13 protein-coding genes are annotated in these 15,664 nt (G+C 66.9%); 9 read left to right on the top strand and 4 right to left on the bottom strand.

Annotation, left to right across the window (positions count from 1 at the left end):
• Positions 1 to 7 precede the first annotated feature (7 nt).
• From phnL to BO1_RS36010, 6 genes are all read left to right on the top strand, one after another.
• A complete protein-coding gene (gene phnL / locus BO1_RS36035; protein WP_028221722.1) occupies positions 8 to 781 on the top strand; it encodes a phosphonate C-P lyase system protein PhnL in 774 nt (257 codons plus the stop codon).
• A 111-nt stretch (positions 782 to 892) separates the two neighbouring features.
• Positions 893 to 2,026, top strand: a complete 1,134-nt coding sequence (locus tag BO1_RS36030) for an alpha-D-ribose 1-methylphosphonate 5-triphosphate diphosphatase (RefSeq protein WP_028221721.1) — start codon at positions 893 to 895, stop codon at positions 2,024 to 2,026.
• A 487-nt stretch (positions 2,027 to 2,513) separates the two neighbouring features.
• Positions 2,514 to 3,281, top strand: a complete 768-nt coding sequence (locus tag BO1_RS36025; protein ID WP_028221720.1) for an ABC transporter substrate-binding protein — start codon at positions 2,514 to 2,516, stop codon at positions 3,279 to 3,281.
• A 243-nt stretch (positions 3,282 to 3,524) separates the two neighbouring features.
• A complete protein-coding gene (locus BO1_RS36020) occupies positions 3,525 to 4,640 on the top strand; it encodes a succinylglutamate desuccinylase/aspartoacylase family protein (protein WP_028221719.1) in 1,116 nt (371 codons plus the stop codon).
• A 392-nt stretch (positions 4,641 to 5,032) separates the two neighbouring features.
• Positions 5,033 to 6,202, top strand: coding sequence for a porin (locus tag BO1_RS36015; RefSeq protein ID WP_043287999.1), 1,170 nt, complete (start codon positions 5,033 to 5,035; stop codon positions 6,200 to 6,202).
• Positions 6,203 to 6,355: 153 nt separating this feature from the next.
• Positions 6,356 to 6,763 carry a DUF6232 family protein gene (locus BO1_RS36010; RefSeq protein WP_028221717.1) on the top strand — a complete coding sequence of 136 codons (408 nt, stop codon included), beginning with the start codon at positions 6,356 to 6,358 and terminating at the stop codon, positions 6,761 to 6,763.
• 66 nt (positions 6,764 to 6,829) lie between these two features.
• Here BO1_RS36010 and BO1_RS36005 read toward each other — a convergent pair whose 3' ends face one another.
• The gene (locus BO1_RS36005) at positions 6,830 to 9,286 is read right to left on the bottom strand and encodes a glycogen/starch/alpha-glucan phosphorylase (protein ID WP_028221716.1); all 2,457 of its coding nucleotides are present in this window, start codon (positions 9,284 to 9,286) and stop codon (positions 6,830 to 6,832) included.
• A 445-nt stretch (positions 9,287 to 9,731) separates the two neighbouring features.
• Between BO1_RS36005 and BO1_RS36000 the strand changes: the two genes are divergently transcribed.
• The gene (locus tag BO1_RS36000; protein ID WP_028221715.1) at positions 9,732 to 11,081 is read left to right on the top strand and encodes an MFS transporter; all 1,350 of its coding nucleotides are present in this window, start codon (positions 9,732 to 9,734) and stop codon (positions 11,079 to 11,081) included.
• Between the two features lie 46 nt (positions 11,082 to 11,127).
• Here the strand turns inward: BO1_RS36000 and ltaE are convergent, their stop codons facing one another.
• A complete protein-coding gene (gene ltaE / locus BO1_RS35995; RefSeq protein ID WP_028221714.1) occupies positions 11,128 to 12,132 on the bottom strand; it encodes a low-specificity L-threonine aldolase in 1,005 nt (334 codons plus the stop codon).
• Between the two features lie 188 nt (positions 12,133 to 12,320).
• Positions 12,321 to 13,058 carry a peptidoglycan DD-metalloendopeptidase family protein gene (locus tag BO1_RS35990; protein WP_028221713.1) on the bottom strand — a complete coding sequence of 246 codons (738 nt, stop codon included), beginning with the start codon at positions 13,056 to 13,058 and terminating at the stop codon, positions 12,321 to 12,323.
• A 328-nt stretch (positions 13,059 to 13,386) separates the two neighbouring features.
• Between BO1_RS35990 and BO1_RS35985 the strand changes: the two genes are divergently transcribed.
• On the top strand, positions 13,387 to 13,707 hold the full coding sequence (locus tag BO1_RS35985) for a hypothetical protein (RefSeq protein ID WP_028221712.1): 321 nt from the start codon (positions 13,387 to 13,389) through the stop codon (positions 13,705 to 13,707).
• A 140-nt stretch (positions 13,708 to 13,847) separates the two neighbouring features.
• Positions 13,848 to 14,654: a DUF2968 domain-containing protein gene (locus BO1_RS35980; protein ID WP_028221711.1), complete on the top strand. Its 807-nt coding sequence runs from the start codon at positions 13,848 to 13,850 to the stop codon at positions 14,652 to 14,654.
• Between the two features lie 369 nt (positions 14,655 to 15,023).
• Here BO1_RS35980 and BO1_RS61820 read toward each other — a convergent pair whose 3' ends face one another.
• Positions 15,024 to 15,152, bottom strand: coding sequence for a hypothetical protein (locus tag BO1_RS61820; protein WP_281179225.1), 129 nt, complete (start codon positions 15,150 to 15,152; stop codon positions 15,024 to 15,026).
• Positions 15,153 to 15,664 lie beyond the last annotated feature (512 nt).

Genomic DNA, 15,664 nt, shown 5'->3' with positions numbered 1-15,664 from the left:
ACGAGCCATGACTCCCGATCCCTCGATCGCGCGCGCGTTCGCCGAACGCCCCGCACTCATGCTGCGCGCCGAAGACGTGCGCAAGACCTTCACGCTGCACGGCCAGGGCGGCATCGGCATCGAAGCGCTCGCGGGCGTCTCGCTCGACGTGGAGCGCGGCGAATGCGTCGTGCTGGTCGGCCCCTCGGGCGCCGGCAAGAGCACCTTCCTGCGCTGCCTCTACGGCAACTATCTCGCGAGCGGCGGCTCGATCGCCATCCGCGACGAAGCGGTGCCCGGGCAGCATCTGGAGATCACCGGCGCCGAGCCGCACGACGTGCTGCGCCTGCGCCGCAACGTGGTGGGCTACGTGAGCCAGTTCCTGCGCGTGATTCCGCGCGTGTCCGCGCTCGATATCGTCGCCGCGCCGCTCGTCTCGCGCGGCGTGGAAGAGGACGAAGCGCGCGAACAAGCCGCCGCGCTGCTCGCGCGCCTGAACGTGCCGCGGCGGCTCTGGCCGCTCGCGCCCGCCACCTTCTCGGGCGGCGAGCAGCAGCGCGTGAACATCGCGCGCGGGCTGATCGCGCAGCATCGCGTGCTGCTGCTCGACGAACCGACGGCCTCGCTCGACGCCGAAAACCGCGCGGTGGTCGCGGGCTTGATCGTGGAGGCGCGCGAGCGCGGCGCCGCGATCGTCGGCGTCTTTCACGACGAGGACACGCGCGAGCGCGTGGCCTCGCGCGTGCTGGCGCTCGCCGCCCCGCAGGCGCAGGCGCAGGCGAGCGTTGCTGAAATGGCCTGAAAGTGCCTTGAAAAGCCGCGGCCTGTCATTTGCGGCAGGCAGAATCACCGTTGAACCCGCGCTCGAAGCGCTGCTTGTACTGTATTACGACCCGATTTCCGGAGCCCGACGATGTTGATCAAGAACGCTCGCATCGTGACGCGAGACGAAGTTTTCACCGGCACGCTGCGTGTCGAAGACGGCACGATCCGCGAGATCTCGCGCGGCACGACCGCCGCACCCGACGCGCAGGACTGGGAAGGCGACTTCCTGTTGCCGGGGCTCGTCGAGCTGCACACCGACAACCTCGAAAAGCACCTCGCGCCGCGCCCCGGCGTGCACTGGAACACCGACGCCGCATTCGTGATCCACGACGCGCAGATCGCCGCCGCCGGCATCACCACGGTGTTCGACGCGCTCGCCATCGGCACGCGCGCCGCCGTGGGCGTGCGCGGCCGCGACGTGCAGCTCGCGAGCGCCGCCGCGCTCTCGCGCTTCTCGGAGCGCAAGCTGCTGCGCGCCGAGCACTTTCTGCATCTGCGCTGCGAGATCGCGACCGAAGACGTGATCGAGCTTTTCGACATCCTGAGCGAGCACCCGCTCCTGCGCCTCGCCTCGGTGATGGACCACACGCCTGGCCAGCGCCAGTGGCACGACCGCGCGCAATGGCGGCGCTTCCAGGAGCGCCACGGCAAGTGGACCGACCAGCAGGCCGAAACCATGCTCGCCGAGATGGCCACCGAGCAGGAGCGCTTTGCCGACGCCCATCGCCGCGAGATCGTCGAGCGCTGCCGCGCGCGCAACATCCCGCTCGCGAGCCACGACGACACGCTCGTCGAGCACGTCGAGCAAGCGGCGGCCGAAGGCATCGTGCTCGCCGAATTTCCGACCACGCGCGCGGCGGCCGTCGAGGCGAAAAAGCGCGGTATCGCCACAATCATGGGTGCGCCGAACGTGGTGCGCGGCGGCTCGCATTCGGGCAACGTCTCCGCGCTCGAGCTGGCGCAGGCGGACCTGCTCGATATCCTCTCGTCGGACTACGTGCCGTCGAGCCTGCTCACCGCTGCGTTCGATCTCGTGACCAAGGCCGACTGGACGCTGCCGCGCGCGCTCGCGACGGTCTCGTGGGAGCCGGCGCGCAAGGCGGGCCTCACCGACCGCGGCGCGATCGAGCCCGGCCTGCGCGCGGACTTCGTGCGCGTGACGATGCTCGACACGCTGCCGGTGCCGCGCGCCACGTACCGCGCGGGTGCACGCATGGTCTGAGCCTGGGCAAAGCGCGCATTCGTGCGCGCTCTCTATATGCCCCGTTCACGCGCGCCGCTCGTGCTGCACTGCGGCAGCGGCACGGCGTAACAAGGGCGTACCTGACAACGGACCCAACGGTACGCCATCGTTTCGTTTTCAACTCCCCTTCATATGCCGCGCGCATTCTTCAGACTGTTGCGGCGGAGCATCGCAATCGCCCTCGCCGGCGCCGCCGACAGCTCCCGCCCCTAACCCCGAGCGCCTTATCCCACAAGGCTTTGCGCCTCGTTGTAGAGGCGTACGAACGGACGTTCAGCGGATCGAATCCCGCTATCCGGTATTACACTAGCGACGCAGCAATTTTGACCGGGTAAGCTTTGCGCCGCCGCTCGCTCCCAAGCCAGCGAGCCCAACGAATGTTCCGGCGCGAGCCGCGCCGGAACCAGGCGCGGCGGCGGCACGACCGCATGCTGCGCGCCCTGAACCATACCGAGGAGTACACATAGTGAAAAAACTGCTTGCCACCCTGTCCGTTGCCCTGCTGGCTGTCTCGGCCGGCGTCGCCCACGCCAAGGACTGGACCACCGTGCGCTTCGGCGTCGACGCGAGCTACGCGCCGTTCGAATCGAAGGCACCCGATGGCAAGCTCGTCGGCTTCGACATCGACCTCGGCAACGAGATCTGCAAGCGCCTGAACGCGAAGTGCGTGTGGGTCGAGCAAGACTTCGACGGCATGATCCCGGGCCTGAAGGCCAAGAAGTTCGACGGCGTGCTGTCCTCGATGACGATCACCCCGCAGCGCGAAGAGCAGATCGCCTTCTCGGCGAAGCTGTTCAACACGCCGACGCGCCTCGTCGCCAAGAAGGGCTCGACCCTGCAGCCGAGCGCCGATTCGCTCAAGGGCAAGTCGGTGGGCGTCGAGCAGGGCACGATCCAGGAAACCTATGCGAAGGAAAACTGGGCGCCCAAGGGCGTGAACGTGGTGCCTTACCAGAACCAGGACCAGGTCTACGCCGACCTGCTCTCGGGCCGTCTGGACGCAGCGCTGCAGGATGAAGTGCAAGCCGACCTCGGCTTCCTGAAGACGCCGCGCGGCGCCGGCTTCCAGTTCGCAGGCAAGGAAATCCCGACGGGCGCAGCCGCCATCGGCCTGCGCAAGGAAGACGCGGACCTGAAGACCAAGATCGACAAGGCCATCGCCGACATGATCAAGGACGGCACGTACAAGAAGATCGAGTCGAAGTACTTCGACTTCGACGTGTACGGCGGCTAAGCACTGCAATAGCGCCGCGACCGCGTAAAGACGCGGTCCCGGGTTGCCGATGTAAAAAAGCCCAGACTCATCCGGTCTGGGCTTTTGCTTTTTGGGCTTGCCTATTCGCACCGCGGGATGCGGGCGCTTGCTTTCAGCCCGCTGTCCATATCAGCTAAGATCATGGGCACCGGCCCGCGTTCGGGCCATTCATACCCCCACTCTGAACGCGCCGTGCGCCTCAGCGCGCCGCGCGAGCCCATCATGCAAACCCACCACCATCCGTTGATAGCGCCCGCACTCGGCACCGCGCGCCAGATCACGAGCTTCCACTACGGCCAACCCGGCGGCAAGAAGGTGTACGTGCAAGCGTCCCTGCATGCCGACGAGCTGCCCGGCATGCTCGCGGCCTGGGCGCTGCGGCGCAAGCTTGCCGCGCTCGAAGCCGCGGGCCGCCTGCGCGGCGAGATCGTGATCGTGCCGGTGGCGAACCCCATCGGCCTGAATCAGCATTGGCTCGGCCATCTCATCGGCCGCTTCGAGTCGAACACCGCGCAGAACTTCAATCGCAGCTTCTACGATCTCACGGCGCTCGTGCTGCCGCAGATCGAGTCCCGCCTCGGTCCCGATGCCGACGCGAACCGCGCGGCCATTCGCGCCGCGATGGGCGAGGCGCTCGCGGCGCAAACGCCGAAGACCGAGATCGAATCGCAGCGCCTGGCACTGCAACGCCTCTCCTACGACGCCGACATCGTGCTGGACCTGCATTGCGACTGGGAAGCCGCGCTGCACATCTACACGAATCCCGAGCTCTGGCCCGAAGTCGAGCCGCTCGCGCGCTATCTGGACGCCAGGGCATCGCTGCTCGCGCTCAACTCGATCGGCAATCCCTTCGACGAGATTCACAGCTTCTGCTGGTCGGAGCTGCGCGAGCGCTTCGGCCACCGCTTCCCAATTCCGCATAGCTCGATTTCCGTGACCGTGGAGCTGCGCAGCCAGCGCGACGTCTCGCACGAATTCGCCGAGCGCGATGCGCAGGCCATCGTCGATTATCTGATCGAGCGCGGCGTGATCGATGGCACGGCGGCCCCGCTGCCGCCGCTCGCGCATCCGGCCACGCCGCTCGCGGGCACGGAGCCGATCGTCGCGCCTGCGAGCGGCGTGATCGTGTTCCGCGCCGAATGCGGCGCGTGGATCGAAGCCGGTGCGCCGGTCGCCGACATCGTGGACCCGCTCACCGACGCATTGACCACGCTGCACGCAAGCGTGAGCGGCGTGATGTACGCGCGGCATAGCGCGCGCTTCGCGACGGCCGGCATGGAGATCGCGCGCATTGCGGGCGACAAGCCGATCCGCACGGGTTCGCTGCTCTCGCTCTGAGGTTTGCCCAAACGCACTGGCTCGTGTCTTGCATGAGCCAGTGCTCCACATCGGGAAAACTCCCTCTCAGTTCATTCGCATTGCCAGGCAAACCGAAGATCCATAGACGCATCTGGATTATTCAAAGCAGAAAATCTTATAACCCGCCTTTCTCCGGTTCCAGCCCCGCATCGCCCCCCTTCAAAATCCCGCCGAGCCAGTCCCGGCGCGGCTCGTGGCCGCCTGACGCCGCTCGCAAGCCCCTTGTCGCATCCGCGCCACACCGAGGCGACATTCAGCCTGCATATCCTTACTGTCACATTTCTTTCGCGGCCGACCCTTAAATTGCAGCGCGTCGCATCAACCGGCCCACCAGAGCGCCGGAGACATACGTCCTTTACCCGGAGAAACAGTTGAAAAACAAGATTCTGACCACCGCTATTCTGACCACCTTTGCCGGCGCAGCCCATGCGCAAAGCAGCGTGACCCTGTACGGCCTGATCGATGCGGGCGTGAACTACATCAACCACACGCAGAACGCAACGAAGGGCAGCTCGAGTGCCTTCACGTTCGGCGACGGCGTCGCACAAGGCAGCCGTTGGGGCCTGCGCGGCTCGGAAGACCTGGGCGGCGGCCTGAAGGCGATCTTCGTGCTCGAAAACGGCTTCAACGTCGGTAACGGCACGGCTGGCCAGGGCAGCTCGATGTTCGGCCGCCAGGCGTTCGTGGGCCTCACGAAGGACAACATCGGCTCGCTCACGTTCGGCCGCCAGTACTCGTTCAGCACCGACGTGCTCGGCGGGCAGTACTCGACCGGCGGCAACACGGTCTCGGGCAACTGGGCCTACCACGTCAACGACGTCGACCAGCTCACGTCCAGCCGCATCAGCAACGCGGTCAAGTTCCAGAGCGTGAACTTCTCGGGCTTCACGTTCGGCGGCCTCTATGGCTTCTCGAACACGACCTCGTTCGCAGGCTCGCCGGCCGGCACGACGACGGCTTCGTCGCGTGCATACAGCTTCGGCGCGAACTACGCATACGGTCCGTTCAGCCTCGGCGGCGCGTACACCGACATCACCTACCCGGCCGCGGCATCGCCCACGACCTTCTCGACCTCGCTCGCCAACGTCAACACGACCGGCAGCAGCACGGGCGTGATCCGCGATCTGCGCTCGTTCGGCTTCGGCGGCCGCTATGTGTTCGGCCCGGCCACGATGTGGCTGCTGTGGACCAATACGCGCTTCGCACCGGTCACCGGCTCCTCGACGCTCTACAACGCCTATGAAGCCGGCGCCAAGTACGCGTTCACGCCGGCATTCACGGGCGCAGTGGGCTACACGTACTCGCGTGCATCGGGCCTGTTCACGGCGCACTGGAACCAGGTCAACGCATCGGCCGACTACGCGCTCAGCAAGCGCACGGACGTGTACGCGCTCGTGGCTTACGAAGACGCTTCGGGCACCTACAAGGGCGCCCCGGTCCAGGCGCAGATCGGCGATTCCTCGTCGAGCATCTTCGCGCCCTCGGGCAGCGGCTCGCAGAACCAGGTCGCGGTGCGTGTCGGCATCCGCCACAAGTTCTAAGCACGCACGGCCTGGCGCCCGCCGCGGCGGGCGCCAGGCACACCGTGTGGCGGGCGCGGCGGCCTCGCCGGCCTGCCTGCGGCGGCGTGCAGCCTGCCGCCCCGCGCGCGCTTCTGGTACGCTGCGCCCTTTCCCCTCGCAGCGATCGAACCGATGGAACTCCCTTTCAATGAGGCCGGCGTCTCGGTCACGCGCACCGCACTATCCGCCGCGGGCCAGGTCTTTCCGCTGCGCGACATCGACGACCTGCGCGTCGTCGCCGGGCGGCGCAATCGCGGCCTGCCCATCGCGCTGTCGCTGATCGGCGTGGCGATCGCCGCCGTGGGCGGCGCATACGGCTCGGGAGCCGGGCTCGGGTGCGGCGTGATGATGGTGGTGGTGGGTTGGCTCGCGTGGATCTGGCAGGACGCCAAACACCAGCTCTTCGTGGTGACGGGCGGCGAATCCCGCGAAGCGGTCTGGAGCAACGACCTTGCCTTCCTCGAGCGCGTCGAGCAGGCCGTGCGCGCGGCCAAGGCCGCCAGCGCCGAGGCGAGCGCAGCGCGCCCCGCCGCACAGTAAATCCGCATCCGGTCCGCGGCGAGCCCGCGGGCAACCGCACGGCGCACGAGCGCGCCAGGGCGCGGGTCAGCGCCCCGTGTCGATCGGCTTCGTGTGCCAGATCTCGCGCGCATACTCCGCAATCGCGCGGTCCGACGAAAACATGCCCATGCCCGCCACGTTCTCGATTGCGCTCGCAGTCCAGCTGGGCACGTCGACAAAGCGCCGGTCCGCGGCTTCCTGCGCCTGCACGAACGACGCGTAGTCGGCGAGCACCATGTAGTGATCGCCCCAGTCCACGAGCGTGTGGAAGATTTCCGCATAGCGCGCCGGGTCGCCGGGCGAGAAGAAGCCCCGGCGAATCTGGTCGAGCGCCATGCGCAGCTCGGCATTCTCCTCGTAGAGCTGACGCGGGCGGTAGCCGGCACAGCGCAGCGCATCGACCTGATCGGCCGTATTGCCGAAGATGAAGATGTTGTCCGCGCCCACGGCCTCGCCGATCTCGATGTTCGCGCCGTCCAGCGTGCCCATCGTGAGCGCGCCGTTGAGCGCGAGCTTCATGTTGCCGGTGCCCGACGCCTCGGTGCCCGCCGTCGAGATCTGCTCGGAAAGATCGGCCGCCGGAATCAGCACTTCGGCCACGCTCACGCCATAGTTCGGCACGAACACCACCTTCAGGCGCTCGCCCACGACCGGGTCGTGGTTCACTTTCTCGGCCACGTCGTTGATGAGGCGAATGATGGTCTTGGCCATGCGGTAAGCCGAAGCCGCCTTGCCCGCGAACAGCACCACGCGCGGCACCCAATCCCGTTCGGGCTCCTGCACGATGCGGTTATAGCGCGTGATCACATGCAGCACGTTGAGCAGCTGCCGCTTGTATTCGTGGATGCGCTTGACCTGCATATCGAACAGCGCGTCGGGGTTGAACGCAAGGCCGGTGCGCGCGGTGAGCTTGCGGATCAGGCGCACCTTGTTCTCGCGCTTGGCCGCGCGGAACGCTGCTTCGAACGCCGCGTCGCGGGCGACCTTGCGCAGCGCGCCGAGCTCGAACAAATCGGTGCGCCAGTGCGTGCCGATGGTCTCGTCCACGAGCCGCGCGAGCGGCCGGCTCGCCTGCGCGAGCCAGCGCCGCGGCGTGATGCCGTTGGTCACGTTCGTGAAGCGCTCGGGATAGAGCCGTGCGAAGTCGGCGAAGATATGGCGCGTCATCAGCTGCGAGTGCAGCTTCGAGACGCCGTTCACCTTGTGGCTCGCGACGATCGCGAGATACGCCATGCGCACGCGCCGCTGACCGTATTCATCTACGAGCGAAATGCGGCGAATGAAGTCGAGATCGTGCGCGCCTTTCTCGCTCGCTTCGCGCAGGAACGCGGCGTTGATGTCGAAGATGATCTCGAGATGGCGCGGCAGCAGACGCGCCAATAGTTCGACATCCCAGGTTTCCAGCGCTTCGGGCATCAGCGTGTGATTGGTGTACGAGAACACGCGCTTGACGTGGCCCATCGCCTCGTCCCAGGGCATGTGATGGACGTCCACGAGCAGGCGGATCAGCTCGGGAATCGCCAGCACCGGGTGCGTATCGTTCAGGTGCACCGCGACCTTTTCGGAGAAGCGGCCGAAGGTGCTGTGCGTGCGCAGGTAGCGGCGGATCAGGTCCTGCATCGTCGCCGAAACGAAGAAGTACTCCTGGCGCAAGCGCAGCTCGCGGCCCGCCATGGTCGAATCGTCGGGATAGAGCAGGCGCGAGACGTTCTCCGAGACATTGCGCGCCTCCACCGCGCGCTGATAGTCGCCCTGGTTGAACGCGGAGAGGTCGAGCTCCTCGGCGGCGCGCGCGGACCACAGGCGCAGCGTGTTGGTCGCGCTCGTCGCATAGCCGGGAATGATGGTGTCGTAGGCCATCGCGTTCACGTGCTCAGTCTCGATCCACTCCACGGTGCCGTTGCTCTGCACCGTGCGTCCGCCGAAGTGCACGGAATATTGCACCTCGGGGCGCGGAAACTCCCACGGGTTGCCCGAGCTCAGCCAGTAGTCGGGCTCCTCCACCTGCTCGCCGTTGATGATCTGCTGCCGGAACATGCCGTATTCGTAGCGGATGCCGTAGCCGAAGCCCGGAATGCCGAGCGTCGCCATCGAATCGAGAAAGCAGGCGGCGAGGCGCCCGAGGCCGCCGTTGCCGAGCGCGGCGTCGGGCTCGAGATCGATCAGCGCTTCCATGTCGACGCCGACGCCTGCGAGCGCCTCTTTCATCGGCTCGTAGATGCCGAGCGCGAGCAGCGCATTGGAGAAGGTGCGGCCGATGAGGAACTCCATCGACAGGTAATAAACACGCTTGGCGTCCTGGTCGTACTGGCGCCGCGTGGTCACCATCCAGCGCTCGACGAGGCGGTCGCGCACGGCCAGCGCGGCGGCGTGCAGCCAGTCCTGCGGACGCGCCGTCACGGCGTCCTTGCCGACGCCATACATCAGGCGGTTGGACACGGAACGGCGCAGGGCGTCGGCACTGCTCTTCAACTGGTCGAATTCAAGACCCACTGCTGTCATCGAATGTCTCCCGGAAAAACGGCGCGCTGCGTCCAGCGGATGCGGCCAAGGCGGCGGCTGGGCAGGCGCGGATCAGTTTGCAGAGTAGGACATTTTTGGGTGGCGTGCGGCGGCGCGGCATTCATGTTGCGCATGGCCTCTCGCGCGAATGCACGCTGCACTGGCGGCTCGCGGGGATCGCGCACGGTTGGCGGTTAGTTGCATTTGAAGCCTGGCGACAGGTTCAGTTTTCGTGAGTGCGCTCGTATTCGGAGCCGGTTTTCACTGCACCTTACAGGTGGCTCACGCTTTGAAGCGTGCGCTGCAGAAACGCGCCGCGTCTGCAACAATCGCGGAATCGCCCGCGCCGCGCCTGCGCGTACCTGCCCCACCTTCGCATCACCCGAGATCCGCCGTGTCCGAAACCCGCACCGCGCAAAGCCTCACCGAGCGCGCCGACGCGCCGATGTCGCCCAAAAACCGCCGCGCCCTGGCCGCCATCATGCTCGCCGTCGCGCTGGCGACGCTCGACACCGCCATCGCCAACACCGCCCTGCCCGCCATCGCCGCCGATCTGCACGCGGCGCCCGCCGCCTCGGTCTGGATCATCAACGCGTACCAGCTCGCGATGGTGGCAACGCTGCTGCCGCTCGCCGCGCTCGGCGACATCATCGGCCACCGGCGCATCTATATCAGCGGGCTGGCGATCTTCACGGTGGCGTCGCTTGCCTGCGCGCTCGCGCCCACGCTCACGGCGCTCGCCGGCGCGCGCGTGCTGCAGGGGCTCGGCGCGAGCGCGATCATGAGCGTCAACACGGCGCTGATCCGCTTCCTCTACCCACCACACCGGCTCGGGCGGGGGCTCGGCATGAACGCGCTGATCGTCGGCGTCTCGTTCGCCGTGGGGCCGACCATCGCCTCGATCATCCTCTCGGCGGGCACCTGGCCCTGGCTCTTCGGGATCAATGTGCCGCTCGGGGTCATCGCACTCGTGTTCGCGCTGCCGGCACTGCCGCACACGGAGCGCGGCAAGCATGCCTTCGACCCGCTCGCCGCGCTGCTCAACGTAGTGGCCTTCGCCGCGCTGATCTTCGCGCTCGGCGAGGCGGCGCAGCGCGCGCCGGGCAAGGAAGTGGCCATAGCGGCGGCGACCGCGCTCGTGTTCGGCGCGCTGCTGATCCGCCGCGAGGCCGGCCATCCCGCGCCGATGCTGCCTATCGACCTGTTCAGGCAGCCCGTGTTCGCGCTCTCGTCGTTGACCGCCATGTGCTCGTTCGCGGCGCAGGGGCTCGCATTCGTTTCGCTGCCGTTCTATTTCGAAACGGTGCTGATGCGCAGCCAGGTGGAGACCGGCTTTCTGATGACGCCCTGGTCCGTGGTCGTGGCCGCCGCCGCGCCCATTGCGGGACGGCTCTCCGACCGCTATCCGCCCGGCTTGCTCGGCGCGATCGGCCTCGCGATCCTCGCGGCCGGCATGGCGTCGCTCGCGATGCTGCCCGCGCATCCCGGACTGGCCGACATCGTGATCCGCTTGTCGATCTGCGGCGCGGGCTTCGGTTTCTTCCAGTCGCCGAACCTCAAGGCGATCATGTCGTCCGCGCCGCCCGAGCGCAGTGGCGGTGCGAGCGGCACCATCGCCGTCTCGCGCCTGCTCGGGCAGACGACGGGCGCGGCGCTCGTGGCGTTGTGCTTCGGCATTGCGGGCGCGCATGGGCCTACGCTGGCGCTGGGTCTGGGCGCCGCATTCGCGGCGGTGGCGAGCGTGGTGAGCGGCTTGCGGCTGTTCGCGCCGTCGCATCGCGGGGTGAGCAAATAGGAAGGCAGGGGGCACCTGCGCGGCACACACCCCGCCCGCGTCCTCGTCAGCGCTTGAAGTAGTCCTTCACCGCCGCCACGAACGTGTCGATATCGGCGGCGCTCACGTCGAGGTGCGTCACGAAGCGCGACGCGTAAAGCATCTGCGTGAGGATGCCGCGCTCCTTGAGCCACGCCTCGAGCGGCGCGCAATCGGCCTGCGGGAACTGCGCGAACACCATGTTGGTGGCCTGCGACGCCACCTTCACTTCGTCGATCTGCGCGAGCCCGGCGGCGAGGCGCGCGGCATTCGCGTGGTCGTCGGCGAGACGCGTCACGTTGTGATCGAGCGCGTAGAGGCAGGCCGCCGCCAGCACGCCCGACTGGCGCATGCCGCCGCCCAGCACCTTGCGCCAGCGGTGCGCCACGTCGATCAGCGCCTTGCTGCCCACCAGCACCGAGCCCACCGGCGCGCCCAGCCCCTTCGAAAAGCAGATCGACACCGAGTCGAACCCCTCGGCCAGCGCCTTGAGCGGCTGATTCGACGCCACCGCCGCATTGAACACGCGCGCGCCGTCGAGGTGAGTGGCGAGGCCGCGGCCGTGCGCGAACTGCGTGGCCTCGGCGACATAGGCCGCGGGCAGCACCTTCCCGCCGATGGTGTTCTCGAGCGCGAACAGGCGCGTGCGCGCGAAGTGGTCGTCGATCGGCTTGATCGCGGCGGCGACGCGCTCGAGCGCGATCGTGCCGTCCTCGGCATTCTCGAGCGGCTGCGGCTGGATGCTGCCGAGCACCGCCGCGCCGCCGCCTTCGTATTTGTACGTGTGGGCCGCCTGGCCGACGATGTATTCGTCGCCGCGCGCGCAATGCGCCATCAACGCGGCGAGGTTGCTCTGGGTGCCGCTGGGAAAGAACAGCCCCGCCTCCTTGCCGGCCTCTTCGGCCATGCGCGCCTGCAGGCGCAGCACGGTGGGGTCGTCGCCCCAGACGTCGTCGCCGGTTTCGGCGCTGGTCATGGCGGCGAGCATGGCTGGGCCCGGGCGGGTAACGGTATCGCTACGCAGATCAATCATGCGGATGGCATCCTCGTAATGGCCGTGCGCGCACGGCACGTTCCGCCGCGTTGCGCGGCGTGGAAACCATCGAGTGTATTTTCAAACGGCGCGTAGTGGGAAGCCGGGGCTGACGCGCCAACCGCCTGGACACGCCGGGTGCGCAGGGACCCGGCGCGGGGCACGCGATCGTGCCGCAGGGCGCGGACTTAACGCGGGAGCAGTTGCAGCGGATCGACCGGCTTGCCGTCGCTGCGCACTTCGAACACCACGCCCGGGATGCCGTCGTTGTCGACGCCCATTTCGGCGATCGGCTGGCCTTGCGCGACGGCGTCGTCTTCCTTCACGAGCAGCTTGCTGTTGTGGCCGTAGGCCGTCACGGTCTGGTCGTTGTGCTTGATGATGACGAGCGGCCCATAGGCCTCGATGCCCGTGCCCGCATAGACCACGCGGCCGGCCGCTGCGGCCTTGACCTGCTCGCCCTGGGTTCCGCCGATGATGATGCCGTTGGACTTGCCCGGCGAGAAGCGCTGCAGGATCGGGCCGCGCACGGGCCACGCGAGCGTGACCCCGACCGGCACAGGCGCGGCGACGCCGGCGGCCGCGGGCGCGGTGTTGGTATAGGCGGGCGGCGGCGGGGCGACATTGGCATAACTCGGCGGCGGCGCCACGCGCAGCACCTGGCCGGGCAGCACCTGCGCGTTCGGCGGCAGCTGGTTCCAGTTCGCGAGGTCCTGCGGGCGCTGGCCATAGGCGCCAGCGATGCGCGAGAGCGTGTCGCCGGGGTTCACGCGGTAGTAGCCGGCGGGCACGCCGTTGGACGTCATGGCGGGTGCGGGGCTCGGTGCGCTCTCCCAGGGGGGCATGAGCGTGCTGCAGGCGCTGCAGACGAGCGTGAGCGCGGCCAGTGCCGCGTACGTGCCCGGGTTTCGCCGTTGTCGATTCATCTTGCTGTACCTCGCTGGTTCCTCGCTACGTACGACAGGGATACGTATTTGAATGCGCGTGGGGCCGCTGGCGTTCGCCTGCGATACCCTGATTGAGCCGGAATTGGCGAACGGCCCCCATTATATCGTCCCGTGCGTGACGGTCTTTTTTCGCGCGCAGGCCGCGCGCCGCCCTCGCCCGCCAGGGGCCCGCGGAACGCTTGCGGACACCCAGCGCACGCCCGGCGCACCCGCTTGCACCCTCGCCTATACTGGGTCTTGCTGCTCTCATCAGATAATCAGACGAAAGGCCTCTCGCTGTGGTGCAACGTCCGTGAGGAATCCGAGGATGAACAAAGCCACTTTCCTTTCTGTGCAGCTCAACGTCGAAGACGTCGCGACATCGCCTGGCCTCGTCGAACTGTTGAACAACCATCTCGTCTTTGCCGCCGACGTCGCCGAAGCCGCCGACGAACTGATCCAGCACGCCAGTATCGCCCGGCTGTCCGGGGGCCGGGAAGCCACGGTCGAGATTCCGGCCATCGTGGTCGAGCGCCTGCGCGACGCGCTCGACACCCTGAGCGGCTATGACGAAACCTGGCTGTTCGCACTCGAGCCCGGCTGTGCGCTCTTTGACGACATTGCACGCCGGAGGCGCCCGCTGCACTGAGCTGACCACAGGCCATGGCGGAGCGGGCTGCCTATCCCGCAGTATGCCGCTCCACCTCGACCGCGTGCCGACCGCCACGGCCCGCCGCCCCGACGCCCGGGCCGCCGCGATGTCTACCATGACATTTTGGGGGATACGCCGTGAAGTCGTTCCTGAATCGCCGTAGCGCCGTGCTCTCCAACGGCGCGTCGCACCTCGTCCCCGTCGAGCACGAGGCACCGCCAGAAGCAACACGCACCGAGGATGCCGCAGTCGAGCGCGACGAACCCGCCGCGCGGTCCGCGAGCACCGGGGCCGTCACTGACGCCAGCCCGTCCGCCGAAACCGGCGCGCTTGCCCCGAGCCCGCCCGACACCGCCGCGGCGTCGCGCCCGGTCTCCACGCTGCACGCGGTGCCGGCCGTGCCCTCGCACCTCTCCAACCGGCCCGTGCAACTCGCCGACGGCGCTTCGTTCGAAGCCCTCGCCGCCGCGAACGAGCTCGCGACCTTCCGCGTGTTCCGCAGCTTCGACTACGTGGTGACGCTGATGTTTCATGGCCCCACGCTCTCCTACTTCGTGACCCTGCACCAGGACAACACGCTCTGGCACGCGCTGCGCGCCACCGATCTCGATGCGGCCGGCGCGGCGTTTCATCATCTCGAAGAGCAGGCGACGCGCCTCGCCGATGGCGAAACGCGGCTCGCCCAGCTGGCGGCACAGAACGCGATGCTCACGAAACAGATCGAGCAATCGGAGGCGCAGGCCGAGCGGCTGCGCGTCGACCTGCAGCGCCACGCGGAGCAGGAGCATCGCGTGAGCGCGCGCCAGCATCAGGTACGCAAGGATGTGGCGCAACTCGAAGCACAACGGATCGCCGCTCAAGCGCAGTTGAACAAGGCGCACCGGACGATCCATCAGTTGAGCGTGACGAGCAACGAAGGCGTGCCGCATCTGCCGGCTCGCTGATGACTTGCGCGCGGCTGCGGCGCGGATAAAGCCAAGCCCGGCGTTTCACGGAGAAAGCCGGGCTTGTGTGGTTCTGCTTGCTCTTTTCTTTTGGACTTTTCTTCTGGTCGCTTGCGGGTCACGCATCCGCTTTACTTGCCTTCGCCGTTTGGCTGGCTATAGCTATCGTTTCCACACGCGTAACTCGCGGAAGCTGGAAGTGCCAAAGCAAACAACACAGCCAGGATGGCTGCAAAGATGCGTCGCGCTTTCATTTGTCATCTCCACTGAGTCGATCACGACCGGCCGTCCCGCACGCAAATATCCACGCCGCGGGAAACGCAGCCAATACGCCAGGCACTCACAGCACAGCAGGCAGCTAACAAATTTTCATTTCTTGAATCCGATCGGCGGACCCGCGTAGCCATCGCCCTTATCGTGTGCATAGCCCGCCGTTGAGTGCCCGATCGTCGTCGCTATCGCGACGATCACCATGATCGCAACCAGCCAGGGTCTCATCGCACACCTCCGCCTACTCGCTTCATCTGATCAGCATAGGTCGGATCATTTAGCGGATCACTTACAGAGTGACTTGCGCGGGACTTGTTTGTGCGAGTGGCTCCGGCACGCCGCGCCGCTCTGCGAGCGAGCATCGCGTCGAGCGCCCATAAGAGAAAAGCGCGGGCCGGTTTGTACCGGGCCGCGCTAGACTGCATGCTGCTACTGCGTACTGCAACTTCGACTGCTTACTGCCATTGCTTGCTACGTACTGCAACTGCTAATGCAACCTCTTTGCTTACTTCGGCTTGCTACTGATTACTGCAACTTCTACTACGGACTGCGTACCGCTACTACCTGCTACATAAAGCAACTTCCACTGCGAACTGCATACTGCAACTACACCTCTTTGCTCACTGCACCTTCTACTGCATGCCGCCACTTCTACTACTGACTGCGTACTGCAACTGCCTACTGCATAAAGCAACAACCACTACAAACTTCAACTGCCCACTACACCTCTTTGCTTAAGG

The sequence above is a fragment of the Paraburkholderia oxyphila NBRC 105797 genome, assembly GCF_000685075.1.
In the GTDB taxonomy this organism is placed as follows: Bacteria; Pseudomonadota; Gammaproteobacteria; order Burkholderiales; family Burkholderiaceae; genus Paraburkholderia; species Paraburkholderia oxyphila.
The sequence above is the reverse complement of the archived record's forward strand: the minus strand, read 5'-3'. Positions and strand labels throughout refer to the sequence as shown.